Annotated in this window: 16 protein-coding genes and 1 tRNA gene; 12 read left to right on the top strand and 5 right to left on the bottom strand. The window is 33.4% G+C overall.

Annotation, left to right across the window (positions count from 1 at the left end; all coding sequences use genetic code 11):
• Position 1: 1 nt before the first annotated feature.
• The 5 genes from focA to thiI form a co-directional block, all read right to left on the bottom strand.
• A complete protein-coding gene (gene focA / locus A9G40_RS08445) occupies positions 2-850 on the bottom strand; it encodes a formate transporter FocA (RefSeq protein ID WP_081302206.1) in 849 nt (282 codons plus the stop codon).
• Positions 851-3,416: 2,566 nt separating this feature from the next.
• Positions 3,417-3,902, bottom strand: a complete 486-nt coding sequence (gene trmL / locus A9G40_RS08440) for a tRNA (uridine(34)/cytosine(34)/5-carboxymethylaminomethyluridine(34)-2'-O)-methyltransferase TrmL (protein ID WP_065567844.1) — start codon at positions 3,900-3,902, stop codon at positions 3,417-3,419.
• Between the two features lie 15 nt (positions 3,903-3,917).
• Entirely contained in the window at positions 3,918-5,300 is a 1,383-nt protein-coding gene (gene cpxA, locus A9G40_RS08435; RefSeq protein ID WP_065582688.1) for an envelope stress sensor histidine kinase CpxA, read from the bottom strand.
• 28 nt (positions 5,301-5,328) lie between these two features.
• A complete protein-coding gene (locus A9G40_RS08430; protein WP_065582687.1) occupies positions 5,329-6,051 on the bottom strand; it encodes a response regulator in 723 nt (240 codons plus the stop codon).
• A 114-nt stretch (positions 6,052-6,165) separates the two neighbouring features.
• Entirely contained in the window at positions 6,166-7,614 is a 1,449-nt protein-coding gene (gene thiI, locus A9G40_RS08425; protein ID WP_065582686.1) for a tRNA uracil 4-sulfurtransferase ThiI, read from the bottom strand.
• Between the two features lie 367 nt (positions 7,615-7,981).
• Here thiI and A9G40_RS08420 point away from each other — a divergent pair, with 367 nt between their 5' ends.
• From A9G40_RS08420 to A9G40_RS08370, 12 genes are all read left to right on the top strand, one after another.
• Positions 7,982-9,331 carry a hypothetical protein gene (locus tag A9G40_RS08420; RefSeq protein ID WP_065582685.1) on the top strand — a complete coding sequence of 450 codons (1,350 nt, stop codon included), beginning with the start codon at positions 7,982-7,984 and terminating at the stop codon, positions 9,329-9,331.
• A 211-nt stretch (positions 9,332-9,542) separates the two neighbouring features.
• Positions 9,543-9,914 carry a preprotein translocase subunit SecG gene (gene secG / locus A9G40_RS08415; protein ID WP_065582684.1) on the top strand — a complete coding sequence of 124 codons (372 nt, stop codon included), beginning with the start codon at positions 9,543-9,545 and terminating at the stop codon, positions 9,912-9,914.
• 7 nt (positions 9,915-9,921) lie between these two features.
• A tRNA-Leu gene (locus A9G40_RS08410) sits at positions 9,922-10,007 on the top strand.
• Positions 10,008-10,192: 185 nt separating this feature from the next.
• On the top strand, positions 10,193-11,443 hold the full coding sequence (locus A9G40_RS08405) for an integrase domain-containing protein (protein WP_065582683.1): 1,251 nt from the start codon (positions 10,193-10,195) through the stop codon (positions 11,441-11,443).
• A 717-nt stretch (positions 11,444-12,160) separates the two neighbouring features.
• Positions 12,161-12,538, top strand: coding sequence for a terminase small subunit (locus A9G40_RS08400; RefSeq protein WP_065582682.1), 378 nt, complete (start codon positions 12,161-12,163; stop codon positions 12,536-12,538).
• 301 nt (positions 12,539-12,839) lie between these two features.
• The gene (locus A9G40_RS14730; RefSeq protein WP_141675231.1) at positions 12,840-13,022 is read left to right on the top strand and encodes a hypothetical protein; all 183 of its coding nucleotides are present in this window, start codon (positions 12,840-12,842) and stop codon (positions 13,020-13,022) included.
• Between the two features lie 137 nt (positions 13,023-13,159).
• Positions 13,160-13,372: a hypothetical protein gene (locus A9G40_RS08395; protein ID WP_065572347.1), complete on the top strand. Its 213-nt coding sequence runs from the start codon at positions 13,160-13,162 to the stop codon at positions 13,370-13,372.
• A 3-nt stretch (positions 13,373-13,375) separates the two neighbouring features.
• Positions 13,376-14,077, top strand: coding sequence for a nucleotidyl transferase AbiEii/AbiGii toxin family protein (locus tag A9G40_RS08390; protein ID WP_065582681.1), 702 nt, complete (start codon positions 13,376-13,378; stop codon positions 14,075-14,077).
• Positions 14,078-14,219: 142 nt separating this feature from the next.
• A complete protein-coding gene (locus A9G40_RS08385; protein WP_065582680.1) occupies positions 14,220-15,179 on the top strand; it encodes a hypothetical protein in 960 nt (319 codons plus the stop codon).
• Between the two features lie 204 nt (positions 15,180-15,383).
• On the top strand, positions 15,384-15,584 hold the full coding sequence (locus A9G40_RS08380) for a helix-turn-helix transcriptional regulator (protein WP_065566592.1): 201 nt from the start codon (positions 15,384-15,386) through the stop codon (positions 15,582-15,584).
• Complete coding sequence (locus tag A9G40_RS08375; RefSeq protein WP_065582679.1) at positions 15,584-16,000, top strand: hypothetical protein; 417 nt, start codon at positions 15,584-15,586, stop codon at positions 15,998-16,000. Before A9G40_RS08380 ends, A9G40_RS08375 begins: the two co-directional genes overlap by 1 nt.
• 100 nt (positions 16,001-16,100) lie before the next feature.
• Positions 16,101-16,860 (top strand): antA/AntB antirepressor family protein (locus A9G40_RS08370; RefSeq protein ID WP_065582678.1); only part of this gene is annotated, 760 nt, incomplete at its 3' end.

The raw sequence follows: 16,860 nt of genomic DNA, 5'->3' as shown, positions 1-16,860 counted from the left end.
ATCAATGTGGCTTACGTAAATATAAAGCCCAATAAGGTAGTGCAACCGCTAAACCACCTAAAATATTCCCAATTGTTACAGGAATTAAATTATTTAAAACAAAATGCGTTACCGTTAGTTCTTTAAATGCATCAGGAGACACGCCAATTGCTTGCCAAAATTCGGGTGACGCAAAGTTATTAATCACAATACCCATTGGGATCATAAACATATTGGCAATGCTATGCTCAAAACCACTGGCAACAAACATTGCAACAGGAAGGACCATGATTAACATCTTATCAAGTAAACTACGACCTGCATAACTTAGCCATGCAGCTAAACAAACCATTAGATTAGCTAAAAAACCAAGGCATACGGCCTCAATAAAGGTATGATGTAACTTGTGATCTGCCGTTTGAAGAACATTTAGCCCCCATAAGCCATTAGCAACCATATACTGGCCAGAAAACCAAATTACTGTGACAAACAGTATAGCACCAATAAAGTTACCGATATAGACTAAAATCCAATTACGGAGCATTTTTATCCAGCTCACTTTGTGCGTCATTTTAGGCAAAATCGTTAATACTGTTGAAGTAAATAAGTCTGAGCCACAGCAAACAACCAGCATAAGACCTAATGAGAAACAAATGCCCCCCACCAATTTTGCTAAGCCAAACGCAACTGTTGCAGTGCCTGTGGTTACGGTAATGTAAAATACGAAAGCAATTGAGATAAAAACACCTGCAAGAATTGCAGATAAAATCGTGCTAGCTGGGTGTTTGTTTACTTTGTAATGGCCAATGTCTTCGGCAATTTGGGTCATTTGTGCGGGAGAATATGAATCAACAAGTTTATCGGTACTCAAACTAACATCCTCAAAAAAACTAGGGTTTTATGAGAGGCATAGTATACTCAAAATTTGACGCAGATCACGTTTTTTTTTATTAAAAATAATTTAAAGCTCAAAAAGCGTTGTTTATTAAAGATATTGACTATAGTAAAAAAATAGTAAGCTCTATTTTATAAAAAAACATACTATTATCTTTAATAAGCCGCTTTAGTAACGTGAATTTCTGTACGATGTAGGCTTACTTTGCTTGTTGACCAATATGTTATCTAATTAAATTTATTAGAGAAATTTTAACAAAAAAGCCTGATTAATTTTTTAAACAAAAGCTAATGTGCTTTTTTTATAGTTACTCTTATCATCGAATATCGCCTTTTGAGGCTATCTTGGCAATGTTTTGATATTTAAATGTTGTGGTATTCAAATTTTTCCAGAAAAATTCGTTCCGCTTTTGTCACTCTGTTTTACGCAACCACGCTGATTTATTGCTGATAAAACAGTATCTCACTAGATATCTTTGTTTGGCGGACGAATCTGGCTCTGTCGGTGTCATATTCTGCCACCGAATAACACTGTGCTATTATTCAGTTAGCGAATTAAAAAGGAAGCCTTTTTATTAAAAAAATACTTCAGAAAAACCATTGATTTTATTTAAGTTTTTATTTTATGTAAAATCATATAGTTACAAAGTATTACGTATAAAGTATTACACTTTTTGGCTTGACTTCTAAACCTAAAATTTTTTAAGCTTTTTATTGACTTACGCAACTGCGCTGATTTATTGCTGATAAAACAGTATCTCACTAGCTATCTTTGTTTGGCAGGCTAATCTGACTCTATCGGTGGTATATTCTGCCACCAAATAACAATGTGCGATTATTCAGTTAGCGAATTAAAAAGGAAGCCTTTTTATTAAAAAAATACTTCAGAAAAACCATTGATTTTATTGAAGTTTTTATTTTGTGTAAAATCATATAGTTACAAAGTATTACGTATAAAGTATTACACTTTTTGGCTTGACTTCTAAGCCTAAAATTTTTTAAGCTTTTTATTGACTTACGCAACTGCGCTGATTTATTGCTGATAAAACAGTATCTCACTAGCTATCTTTGTTTGGCAGGCTAATCTGACTCTATCGGTGGTATATTCTGCCACCAAATAACAATGTGCGATTATTCAGTTAGCGAATTAAAAAGGAAGCCTTTTTATTAAAAAAATACTTCAGAAAAACCATTGATTTTATTGAAGTTTTTATTTTGTGTAAAATCATATAGTTACAAAGTATTACGTATAAAGTATTACACTTTTTGGCTTGACTTCTAAGCCTAAAATTTTTTAAGCTTTTTATTGACTTACGCAACTGCGCTGATTTATTGCTGATAAAACAGTATCTCACTAGCTATCTTTGTTTGGCAGGCTAATCTGACTCTATCGGTGGTATATTCTGCCACCAAATAACAATGTGCGATTATTCAGTTAGCGAATTAAAAAGGAAGCCTTTTTATTAAAAAAATACTTCAGAAAAACCATTGATTTTATTGAAGTTTTTATTTTGTGTAAAATCATATAGTTACAAAGTATTACGTATAAAGTATTACACTTTTTGGCTTGACTTCTAAGCCTAAAATTTTTTAAGCTTTTTATTGACTTACGCAACTGCGCTGATTTATTGCTGATAAAACAGTATCTCACTAGCTATCTTTGTTTGGCAGGCTAATCTGACTCTATCGGTGGTATATTCTGCCACCAAATAACAATGTGCGATTATTCAGTTAGCGAATTAAAAAGGAAGCCTTTTTATTAAAAAAATACTTCAGAAAAACCATTGATTTTATTGAAGTTTTTATTTTGTGTAAAATCATATAGTTACAAAGTATTACGTATAAAGTATTACACTTTTTGGCTTGACTTCTAAGCCTAAAATTTTTTAAGCTTTTTATTGACTTACGCAACTGCGCTGATTTATTGCTGATAAAACAGTATCTCACTAGCTATCTTTGTTTGGCAGGCTAATCTGACTCTATCGGTGGTATATTCTGCCACCAAATAACAATGTGCGATTATTCAGTTAGCGAATTAAAAAGGAAGCCTTTTTATTAAAAAAATACTTCAGAAAAACCATTGATTTTATTGAAGTTTTTATTTTGTGTAAAATCATATAGTTACAAAGTATTACGTATAAAGTATTACACTTTTTGGCTTGACTTCTAAGCCTAAAATTTTTTAAGCTTTTTATTGACTTACGCAACTGCGCTGATTTATTGCTGATAAAACAGTATCTCACTAGCTATCTTTGTTTGGCAGGCTAATCTGACTCTATCGGTGGTATATTCTGCCACCAAATAACAATGTGCGATTATTCAGTTAGTGAATTAAAAAGGAAGCCTTTTTATTAAAAAAACACTTCAGAAAAACCATTGATTTTATTGAAGTTTTTATTTTGTGTGAAATCATATAGTTATAAAGTATTGCACTTTTTGGCTTAACATCCAAGCCTAAAATTTTGTAAGTGTTTTAGGTAGCTATGCAATTATGGTAATGATGCGTAAGCCGCTTGTCAGTTTATTCTTTCAAAAACAATAATCTATTTTGCTCCCATGTAACCTAGCTGGCGCCATGATTCGTAAACGACAACAGCTACCGAGTTAGATAAGTTCATACTACGGCTTGTGGCTAACATAGGAATACGTATTTTTTTATCTTGAGGCAGTGCATCTAGTATTGTGTTAGGTAAGCCGCGGGTTTCTGGGCCAAACATTAAAAAGTCATTTTGTTGGTAATTAACTTCACTATGCGGTTTTTGTCCTTTTGTGGTTAAAGCATACACTTGTGTTAACCAGTCTATTTGATTGGTATCTACAAAATGGTCCAAATTTTTGTAACGTTTTACATCGACAAATTCTTGATAATCAAGCCCTGCTCGTTTTAACTTTTTGTCATCCCAATAAAAGCCCATGGGTTCAATAATATGTAAGTTAAAGCCAGTGTTAGCGCAAAGACGAATAATGTTGCCAGTATTGGCAGGAATTTCCGGTTCAAATAAAACGATGTTTAATGCAGTATTTGACACAATAGTTCTCTTTTATTATTTATATTTATGAATGGGTAATATTATCACAATTCGAAGTCCACCAAGGTGGCTTTTTTCTGCGGTAACCGTGCCGTGATCGCGTATGATTGCATTAGCGACTATTGCGAGCCCGAGTCCTGTTCCACCAGATTGTCGATCACGCGCTTCGCTTGTGCGATAAAATGGCCTAAATATTTGCGCTAATTCACTTTCAGCTACACCTATGCCATCATCATCTATGGTAATTGTTATCTTTTGTTTTTTTACTTCAAAATTGATAATAATTTGTTTGTTTGAATAGCGAAATGCGTTTCGTATAACATTTTCAAGTGCACTGCATAACGCAACTGGATAACATAAAATAGTGTGGTTAGTTGGCCGATTAACCACTGAAAAACTTTTTCCTATTTGTTCGGCTTCAAACGCCGCATTATCCAACACGGGTTTAAATAGAAGATCAATTTGATTAAATTCACGAATTTCATTATTGTCATATTGCTGTCTTGCCAATAATAGTAAGTCACCAATCATAGCATCTAGCTTTATTGCTTCATTATTGATACGTATAACTTCACTGCTTTCGCCTTGTTTTCGACGCAATAAAGAAGTAGCAAGTTGTAAGCGTGTTAGTGGTGTACGTAATTCGTGAGAGATATCTGAAAACAGACGTTGTTGCAATGCTTGCATTCGTTTTAGCTCTCTTAACATAAGATTAAAACTAGCGCCCGTTGCTTTATATTCAGATGATCCTATTTTTTCAAGATCTGGCCACTCTTGCAAATTACCTTTAGCAACCTGATCTGCCGCTTGTTTTAGCCTTCGTGCCGGTTTTGCTATGCTCCAAGATAACCAAAGCAAAAAAGGTGAACTGGCCAGCATAGTCAGCGTTAGTAATAAAAAAGGGTGATCAAAAATAAAATTAACAAATTGGGATTGGCTATCTGTTGCGGGTTGTAAAATATATAATTGATATTGAGCATTCGTATAATGAATCAAAAAAGGCCCTATAATTTCTTGGGTATCATAAATCTGCTTTGCTGGATCATCAACATTATGAGATTTTTGGCTAAAGTTTTTTATCAAATCAATATTTTTAGTTTCAGCGGTTATAATTTGCTCATTGGGAGTAACTATAAATAAAGATTGAGCTGGTTTTTGATGCGTATTCATTACCACAATAAAACGCATCCACCAGCGAAAACTATCTTTGGGTACATTGGCAAGATCATTTTCAATTTGTCGAGCAAGTTTATTACCGATTTCTTTATCTTTATTTGCTAAATACGTTAAATTTCGCGAATCGAGATTGGGTAGCACCATAATTAACATTAAGAAAGAAGCTATCGTTAATAAAAATATAGTGAAAATTTTGATAGCTAGCCTGTCAAAAAACCACATGTTATCTGACCTTTATTATAGTATTATTCTAGTCTTGTAATAAATCATCATGTCGGTCAATGACAAATAAGTAGCCTTTAGAACGTAATGTTTTAATCCAAGGTAAACCATCACTTCTTGGCGGAAGCTTTTTGCGCAAATTAGACACGTGAACATCAATCGAGCGAGCTAGTGGAACAAACTTTTTTCCTAAAACCGATGCAGTTAGCATGTCGCGTGAAATTATTTTACCCCCTTGCTCAATAAATTTTAGCAATACTTGAAACTCTGTCCCTGTTAAATCAATGTACTTATTATCAAAAAAAGCAGCTTGTTGTTTTCGATTTACGTTAAGTTTATCAATAATATATTGAGTTGGCTTATCAGAATCATCATTTGAGATATTATCCCAACGTGCTCTTCGTAATTGCGCATTAATTCGAGCTATAAGTTCTCTGTCATTGAATGGTTTTAGAATGTAATCATCAGCACCAAGCTCAAGCCCATTAATTTTATCATGTTCATTATCTTTGGCTGTTAAAAAAATAATCGGAACTGTAAATTGAGATCTGAGTTGAGATAACACACTAAACCCGTTCATTTCAGGCATCATAATATCAAGTAGCACAAGATCGATAGTATCGTCAAATTTTTCTAAAGCCTCAATGCCCGTATTAGCGATTTCAATTTGATACCCTTCTAATTCGAGCAATTCACGTAATAATAAAGCAATCTCAACATCATCATCAACTATAAGTAATTTGCTATTCATTACACTCCTCTTTATATATTTTTGATATTTATGTTAAATAACAAGCATAATTTATGCACAAAATCCATTATATATGTAAAAAATACAAATAATATAGTAACGTATTGTTAAGTTTTATAAAGTAAATATTTTTACGTTATTAAATCCTTGATCGATTAAATAAAGTGCTTGTAACTTGCTCATAACACCACGATCGCAATATAGTAAATATTGTTTTGACTGATCCAAATTGCCAAATTGTGTTGCTAATTTATAAAATGGAATAAGTTTGATTTCAACATCATTCAATACAAGTGGATTATCCTCTTGCTCGTCTGGCGAACGAATGTCAATGACCACGTGATCAGCATTAAGTGTTGTAATTGTTTCAACATGAGTAATCTTAGTGTCAGCTTGTTTAGCAATCTCACGAATATCAATATTTTCAGCTTCAGCAACGGCTTTATCTAAAATAGTGAAATCAAAATTCAGCTCTTCCGCTTCAATTTTTTCTTTTACTGCTTTAACTGTTGGGCTTTTAGAAATCACACCACAAAATTCTGGCATGGTTTTAGCTATATCCTCAGTACCAATTTGGCGCGCAAGATTGATAATTGTTTCTTTATCATGTGTGATTAGAGGTCGTAAGATTAGTGTGTCACTAACATTATCAATTAATCGTAAATTGGTCAGCGTTTGGCTCGACACTTGCCCTAATGCCTCTCCAGTAACAAGTGCTTCTACTTTATAGCGCTGTGCAATTTTTGATGCAGCACGAACCATCATCCGTTTTAAAACAACGCCCATTTGTCCATCATCGATCTTCTCAAGAATTTCACCAACAACATCGGAAAAATTAATCGCAATAAAACGCACTTTATGCGAACTACCATAACGTTCCCAAAGATAATGAGCCATTTGTTTAACACCAATCTCGTGATTTTTCCCACCAAGATTAAAGAAGCAATAATGTACACGGCTTCCACGTCGCATTAACATGTAACTTGACACGCCTGAATCAAAACCACCCGATATAAGTGAAATGACATCTTCTTGTGTACCCGTAGGAAAACCACCAATGCCAGTATGCCGACCTTTAACAAGTAGTAATTTGTCGTTATCAATTTCAAGGTTAACCGTAATTTCTGGATGATTTAATTTAACCTTAGCCGAAGAAACATATTGATTGAGCCCACCACCAACATAACGTTCAACATCAATTGAAGAAAATTCATGCTTGCCACGACGTTTTACACGTACACAAAATGTTTTATCTTCAATTAATGGCGCATAATAAACCACTGCCTTTTCAAAAATATCATGCATATCAACGAAAGTGATTTCATCAACGGCTAAAATATGATGAATACCGGGGATCCGTGTTAATAATTCGAGTATCTTGGTTTCACTATTTTCAATTTTTGGGCGAACTTCAATAAAATCCCAATGACGAATAACGGCAACATCTTCAATATGGTGTTTTAAAATATTACGGATATTGCTGGTGAGTATTTTAATAAAACGCAAACGAACAGAATCACTTTTGATGGTTATTTCAGGAAAAAGTTTAACAATAAATTTCATAAATAGAGCTTACCATAATAAAAATGGCAACATTATACTGCTTTTTAGATAAGAACGCACAATTGATTATTATACTCTCACTATTAGAGCAAGCTGACTAATATTCCATATTTAAAAAACTTTACAAAAAAGTGGTTCAAGTTAAATGATGAAATAGACTATACTACTGGTTAGCTATATATTATTAACTATAACATTTAAAAACAATAACAAAAACAATATGTTAAATTGACAAATTGAATAAAGGAGTTTATAATGGCAAACAGCAAACAGCAAACAGCAAACAGGTTATAAATTAAACAAAAATATCGTTGCTTCTACACTTTTCTTTATCTCTTACCCTTTTTCATTCTCAGCTTCAGCTACGTTGTCGGCAGTAACTGCAAACTCGATTAAAGGGAATGCACCAATTTTTATTTCAAATTTTTCTGAAAATAACTTAGGGTTTACCGTCAGAGGTGCCTTTTATAGCGAACAATTAAATAATATTCCTACATTTTTTGATAAAAACCTAACTCTCAATGATTTTATTATCAAAATACCGACAATCGATGAACTTAAATTATCGCCGACCCAAAACTATTACGATGAAGATGGCGATAAAGGGAAAACATCAGAACAAGGTACTTTTTCTTTTAGTTCAATCAACTTTAAATGGTTTGATAATGCAGGGCAAGAAATTACAAAATCACAATATAATAAAGCCATTGGTTGTGGTAGTGGATTTCAAATGCCACTTAAGTTAGCTATTACCCTTTCTGATGTACAAGTCCATTCTGAATATGGCGATCCCAAAGACAGCCAATTATCTAATTTAACCAAAGTCTATCAAATCAACACCACATCAGAGATCTGTTTTGCTAAACCCAACCAAATGATAGTCAATAATAAACAAACTTGGGGAAGCCCCTATCATTTTACCAAAAATGGAAAAACGGATTGTGCGCTTATAGGTTATAATGATATTGATAGCTCAATTGTCGATTACAACCGAGGAGATAAAGGGTGGAATAAGCCAGGCACAGAATATAGAGATCATCTTTGTGGTGGAGGATACGATCATAACGTGTTTGATCCTATCAATGGATTTTATGCCTCTGCCAATCCAAAATTTCCAACAACAGGATTTCCGGGAGCGCAGTTTCAATTAATTATGACAGGAGCACAAACAGATTGGGACTATTCTATTAATGCTAACCCTGTAAATAGTGTGACTGTAGATAAATATGGCATGGTTGTACTTAATAGTAAACCTACTGGCTCAGTGACTATATCAGCAAAATTTAAGCCTGATCCCAATATAGTAAAAACTTACACATTTAATCCAACCAAAACTTGGGTTATACCACAAGGAGATGTCCTTCACACTTATGAGCAAGCAAAAATCGCTTGTGGAGGTGAAAAAAACATACCAACTAGAGCCGAAATGTCTAATTCGCCTAATGCATCAGAAACATGGTTAGAAGACCCTTTGAAATGGGATCTGTTTACACGCGCAATTAATCAAGGATTACTAAGTGAATGGGGAATGGCAAATGATATTAACTATCCAAATTCAACTTGGTCCCACTATTACTACTGGTTTTTTTCATCTGATGAATTTCCACTGACAGAACAATATCCAGAATATTTTAACAAATATGCTATTGATGCTTGGATAGGACAAATTCAAGTATGGGGAAAAGAACAGTTATTACATGCTGTATGCAAAGCATAATGGCGCCAATTCAAGTTGAAAAATAGTTTCGGTTGTAATAATGGTAATATCGATTTTAGTTTAAAAATTAGTAACTTTTTATTAATTAAAAAGGGCATTTTATAAAACAAGCCAACAATTCTTGAAATTTTACTTGCTTGTTGGCTTGTCTTTCGCTAATATTTCTCACCAATAGATTCTGTTGTAGAACATATAAAATTGACAGGTTGAAATGTACGAATTTTTGATTGTGAGTTATTTGATTATCGCTTTAGCGATTATCGCTTTAGTTTTGATTCAACGAGGCAAAGGGGCTGATATGGGTTCTTCTTTTGGTTCGGGTGCGTCAGCAACTTTGTTTGGTTCTTCTGGTAGTGGAAATTTTTTAACTCGCGCTACAACTTTGTTAGGTATTTTGTTTTTTATAATAAGCATTTTATTATCGAATTTGGGCAGCAAACCGCACGCAACTAGAACTGGCGAGTTTGATAACCTTGAAGATAGTATACCAACAACGCAACAAAACGAAAGCAAAACGGAACCAACAACCGTTCCTGTTGCTCAACCAACACAACAGAATTCAACATCGGATATTCCTGAATAAAAACGGCGCCGTGGTGGTGAAATTGGTAGACACGCTATCTTGAGGGGGTAGTGCTCTAAGAGCATGCGGGTTCAAGTCCCGCCCACGGCACCAAATCAATAAACAGCAACATTCTTTTAAACCCTACAAAGCACATCAAACCCAGTAATAACAAGCCTTAAAGTCTATTTTATTGCCCATTAAGTATCAGTAAGATACATTTACAACCAAAAATAATGGGGGTATATTTTGGGGTATAATTAAATACCTCTATTATTGCGTACCCCCAAAGGTAAAAAATGGCTGTAAAAACTACCCCCTTAACTGACACCCAAATAAAAGCGTTAAAAGCCACTAGTAAAGATAAAAAGTATTTTGATGGTGGTGGCCTTTTTCTATTAGTTAAATCAACAGGAGCTAAATTATGGCGATTTAAATATAAAAAACCGATATCACATAAAGAGACATTATTATCTTTCGGTAAATACCCAGAAACATCACTACAACAAGTGCGAAAACAACGAGATGAAGCACGCGAATTAATTAAACAAGGGATAGATCCACAACATTACAAAGCGGAACAAGAACAACGTAAGCAAGAAGCTTGTAATAATACCTTTTACGCTATGGCTGAAAGATGGCTTAAATTCAAAACAGAACAAGGATTAGAAGAGCAAACGCTCAAAAAAGCTTGGCGTTCATCAGAAAATCATGTTTTCCCTTATATAAAAGATATTCCAATAAACCAAGTAACAGCTATCAAAGCTATTAACGCATTACAGCCATTAAATAACAATAATAAATACGAGACAGTAAAAAGAGTATGTAGGCGAATCAATGAAATTATGTATTATGCTGTCAATATGGGCATCATTGATAATAACCCTCTAGCTAAAATCACCGATGTATTTAATAGTCCGAAAGTAAAAAATCAACCAACTATTCCCCCTACTGAGTTACCGCAGTTTATGCAAGCTTTAGCTATGGCAAAGATTGAATTACAAACCAGATGCGTGATTGAATGGCAGTTATTAACATTAACGCGACCAAGTGAAGCCGTTGGGGCTAAGTGGGAAGAAATTAATCTAGATAAAAAATTATGGAGTATTCCTGCCGAACGCATGAAAATGGATAGACCACACAATATACCTTTATCACCGCAAGCAATAAAAATACTTGAGATAATGAAATCTATTAATCATAAAAGCGAATTTGTTTTCCCAACCGCTAGACCTCCCTACAATAAGCCAATGAGTAGCCAGACTGCCAACATGGCAATAAAACGCATGGGGTACAAAGATAAGTTAGTTGCGCATGGTTTAAGAGCTTTAGCAAGCACCGCTTTAAATGAGCAAGGTTTTAATTATGATGTCATTGAAAGCGCATTATCTCATGTGGATAAAAACGCAGTAAGGCGAGCTTATAACAAAGCTGAGTATGAGCGTCAAAAAAGAATCATGCTTGATTGGTGGGGCGACTTTGTCGAGCAAGCACGCCAAGGAAATGTCTCACTATCAGGTAACCGCAATTTAAAGCTAGTTAATCATTAACCATATCGCGCTACCCATACCATATTCATACCGTACCTCATATTTGAGTTACGCTTTCTCATGGATAAAACCATACTCAAATCTGAGTTACTTCAATAATACCCCTCCTCAAAATTGAGGGGAGCTTTTCAAATGTCACCCTTTACCTATGCCAATCATTAGGTTGTTTTTATGCTTACCTCCCCATAATCTTAAACTTTTAATATAAAGTGTTCACTAGTATTCACTACTGTTCACTACTATACACTTTCTTAAAATAATCCTGATCTTGTAATTAACCAATTGAAATATAAATATATTTATATAACGTTATTTTTTATTAAAATAAAATAATTATTAATCATAATGTTAATCTAGGATGATTTTAAGGTTGATCCAGGGCTATTATTGGAGGAAAAGACTAAATGTTCTATGGTGATTTTCACCATTCAGGTATTAAATTTGCAATCTCTAAAAAGCCAGCAGGTTTATTACATTGGTTTGAGTTACGCAACTATAGCTATTTATAATTACCCATTTAGTAATAGCAGTCAAAAAAATTATTTCAATTCGCGGTTTTGAATAAAAAGGAGGTTGGGCGGTTTTAGACGTGTAGAGTTATAGAAATTTGCTACCCCCTCCTATTGGCTGGGCTAATTTTGGACACGTTAAAAAGCAATCTAATAATTTGCCTTATTAGGTTATAATAGCCTTATTATTAGTAAGTTAGATAGCAATATGGCAGGAAGAAAACCAAAATTAAAGGAAATGTTAGAGCTAGGGCAAGAGTATTTGCATAAGCAGGGTTATATCAATAATGGCGAAGTGATCCCCTATGTGGCTGGGCTGGCTTTATATGCTAACTGTTCAAGGTCAAGTTTATATAATTACGCAAGTTCAAGCGAAGAATTTAAGGATGCATTAGAACTGATCAAAGCGCGCCAAGAAGTGGAATTAATTAATAAAGGCTTAAAAGGCGAATTTAACGCGAGTATTGCCAAATTGATGCTTGCTAATCATGGTTATTCTGAAAAGCAGATATTAGATCATCAATCTATGGGTAGTAGCATTACAACCAAGCCCAAACCAATGCGTATTGAGCTAGTAGCACCATAACCTAATAGATAATCACTAGTGCTTATAAAAAGGTATCCAAGCAAGTATCCAGCGAAAAGGCACCTAATAAATGGATACCAATTTCATCATACAAGCCAGTTAACAAGTTAGCGCATTCCAAGAGCGTACTTAATAGATACGTACTAACCATAGTTATATATCTTTGGTTTAACGAATGTGAAATCTGATGAATTGGTACGCACTAAAAATATATTTAACGAATAGCAACAAATAGAAGATAATGCTGAAATAATTACAACAGTTCGCTTCCATAAAAAAATGGAGGCAGCTTATCCTTATTATGAAGATAGCTATAATTGTAGTATCTTCTATGGGGGAGAATTTAAAAATCCCGATAAAGGCTTATTATTTTGCTGATAAACGTGCTTTATGTTTTGAAGCAGCGCGACGGCTTAAATATTTATTGCTGTTTTTTGCAAATGCTCTCATTTCTTTATCTTCAAGTGTTATTTTAATTCTGTAATTCTAACATAATTAAGTTGTGTTCATATATATTCAGTTATATACTTTTAAACACAGGGAGTTATTAGATCCTGTATATCTATTAAATGGTTGCCGTCAATTTATTTAAATGCGATTTTTATTTTAACGAGATAATGAATGCAAAATATCCAAGTAAATAGGTATCCTGCGTTAAATAAAATTTTGTGGGACTATCAAGGAAAAACAATTCCAGAAGACGAAGCTTTTAAAATTTATGAAAGAAGATGGTGCTTTATTAAAGATGTAAAGCTTGCTGCCAATGAAAAAAAATTAATCCATAAACTTATTAAAGAGTATGGAAATGGTTATTTCCTACCTACGTGCGTCTAATTTATGCCATATAAGTTAACTCATCACCAAATAATAGAGCATTTATTAAATAATTTTAATGTCGATTTTTTAGTTGATAACAATATTTATTTTGGCGGTGGAACTCGAATAGCATTAGAATTAAATGAGTTTAGGGAATCAATTGATATAGATTTATTGTGCCCTACTATTGAATCCTATAGAGCAGTAAGAAATACGGTAACCTCGGATAGTTTAGGACTCTTGGTTAAAAGAGAATTTCAATATATTAGAGAGATATCTTTTGACCGTTATGCTGTACGTGCATTTATTAAAGAAAATCCAAAACCCATAAAACTTGAAATTGTTAGCTTTGAAAAATATCAGTTAACAGGAAAACAAGATAAATTATTTCCTATACCATATTTAGATAAAGAAAGCTGTTTCTACACTAAGCTTTTAGCTAACGCCGACAGAGCCACACAACCACCATATAAAGATATCATTGATATTTTATTCATGCTCCATTGTTGGGGAAATATACCTCAATCTGCCTTATTAAATGCAAAGATGATTTATGGTAATAGCATTATAAATGGGTTAAAGATAGCGGCTAATGATATAGAAAAAAATAAAGAAAAATATTCAATAAATTGTATTAATTTAGGTATATCTAAGCAAAATACAAATATCATACTAAATGAAAGCTTGAATAAGCTTTTATCCTATTTAGAAAACCAAAAGTAATACCCCCTATTTTATGTATAAAAACACAGTGCTATAATGTACCTAACTGTATATTACTGTATTATTTGCGTCTAGGCTGATCCCCGAAAATTCGCAACCCTAGCGAACTGGCGCAAATATCTATTAGGGGCGTGAGGGGCGTATGGATGATAAAAAAAATAACATAATTTTACCTTATGTTGAAGCTATAAAAATCAAAGAAGTTTCACTAGCCTTAGATTGTTCTATTGATGATATTATCGAATGGGCACGTCGAGACTTAATAAGCTTATATATTGATACTAGTTCTCTTTATGGTGAATTAAGCATTTCCTGTAGAAGAAATGCTCCAGTTATAAATAATTATATTAATTTGCTAAATGAAATTAACAGGAAGTATCCAGATTATAACCGCAAAAGCGTTACAGATTTTGATTTTCAGGATTTATTCAAGTTACTACCTGTAAATAATACACCTTTATATCGAGGTAAATTCTTAATGGATAAATATCTAAGAAATGAAAGCGATGAAGATTATTTTAAATTAAGATTTATAGGGAAAGGTGAGGGTTTTTGGATATTTGATTATTATAATTTAAACCGCCAAAAAATAAGAACTATTAACTCTCAAGAGTTTTTTAAAGTAAAAAGTTTAAAATTAAACTATAAATATTATGATGCACAATCATTACCTCAAAATTACGCGAAAGGTTTGCGAGCAAGTTTCTTGTTATTAGATGAGATTCTTGTTTCTAGCGATGAGTTTTATATTCATAATCACGATTTTAATAATTTAAAAAATAATAAATTTGTTCAAGGTAAAAATGATATTAATAATATAAAGGAAAAATCACTAAATATAGGTAAGCCACCCCATTTTTATAAGAAGTTTGCCATTGATACGGCTTACTTAACCAGAAAGAGAAACCCTCAAAGCAAAGTTGCTGATATAGCAAGGAAAATACACTTTACAATTATTGATAATTTTAACTCTGCAAATCCCCCCACAAAAGACACTATTTCTAACTGGCTTTATGAAATAAAATTAGGAAGACCTACAGAGAAAAGTAGTAATGATTTTGAGTTAGTTATTCCTGATGAATGGCGTGATTATTCTGAATAAAATGGAAACTAATTTAGTAAAATGGGAATTATATCATTTTAATATATAGCGGTATTCAATGCTTAGTTATTGATAGTTAATCAGCTAATTTATTAGGTTTTTTCCCATTTTATTAAATGGTAAATTTTAATATTTAATGTAATGCATGTTTGTTTATACAGTTATATTCTTATAGCATCTTTTAGATACAGGAGAATATAACTAATGACCAATCAAATCCTATCCAAAAAAGAAGTAAAAACCTTACTACATTTCAAATCTGACACTAGCCTTTACACGCTAGAGAAGAAAGATAAAACTTTTCCGCAAAAAATTAGAATCGGTTTACGCCGTGTTGGCTATCGAGCTGATGAGATTTACTCTTGGCTTGAATCTCGCAGAGTAGAACGTCGTGAGGTAGCATAATGGTGATAAAGCAAAACCCTCTATACCGTGAAATAATCGAGGGCTTAGATTGGAACTTATTAGACACCTCCAATCATAGCCAATCTAATTATAAAAAGCTACCTAAAAAGCCGAGAGCTTACCTATTAATTGCGTGTAGTAGTGACAATGGCATTACTGAAAATGAGATATTACGCACCTGTAGGCTTTCTAGCGGTAGGAATTATTGTTCAGAACTAGAAAGAAAGTTAGGCATTACATTAAAGCGCATGGATGAATCTAATACCGACGGAATAGGCTCACATTATCGCTATTACCTAGCCAATAGGGAAGATGCTCAAAAGGTAGTTAATCTGATTCTTAGTTATGAAAATAGCTTATTAACTGATTCAGATATCAGCCAAATTTTAGCACTTTACCCAATTAAAGCAGCTTAATTAATTGATTTTATAGCAAAGCTCATTTTTGAGCCGACGGTATCCCCTTGCCTAAATTTAGCTAAAAGAGGGATTTTTCGACAAGTTAGGAGTAATACTTATGACAGAGTTTAATCATTTAGTACCAGTAACGGAAGCACAATTCAACGGCAAATTACAACAAACAGTTAGCGCGAAAGATTTACATCGTTTTCTTGGTGTAGGGCGTGATTTTTCTACATGGATTAAATCTCGTATTGATGAGTACGCATTGAGTCCAAATGATGATTATTTGCTATTGGATTATTCCCCCGAATTGGTGAATCAAAGCACAAATAATAAACAATATTCCCCAGTTTTGGGGAAAAATACCCAACGAGGTAGACCAGAAAAAGATTACTTATTAACAATTGGAACCGCTAAAGAATTGGCGATGATTGAAAACAACGAGAAAGGACGAGCAATAAGAAAGTACTTTATACGTTGTGAAGAACACCTTAAAGAAATCGCACCAGCAATCCAGAAGAAAGCGCTTAATCGATTAAAAGCACGTTTAAAAGTCGCAGATTATAGCCGTCCTATGTGTGACGCTTTAACAGAGCAACGTAAAGCACTGGGAAAAAGCGCAAATAACACCGTATTTACTAATGAATTCGATATGATTAACCGCATCGTATTAGGTACTACATCAAGCAAATACAAGAAAGCCAATAATCTTACTGGTAATATTCGTGACCACCTAAACGAATTTGAATTAAACCATATCGCATACCTTGAGAACGCAAATATAACATTAATCCATATTGGTTACGACTATCATCAGAGAAAAGCTGAGCTAATAAAGTTATCTCATGCTTATTTGATCCGTCATATGGCACAGG

It is taken from the genome of Gilliamella sp. Nev3-1, from assembly GCF_001690435.1.
Taxonomy (GTDB): domain Bacteria; phylum Pseudomonadota; class Gammaproteobacteria; order Enterobacterales; family Orbaceae; genus Gilliamella; species Gilliamella apicola_C.
The sequence above is the reverse complement of the archived record's forward strand: the minus strand, read 5'-3'. Positions and strand labels throughout refer to the sequence as shown.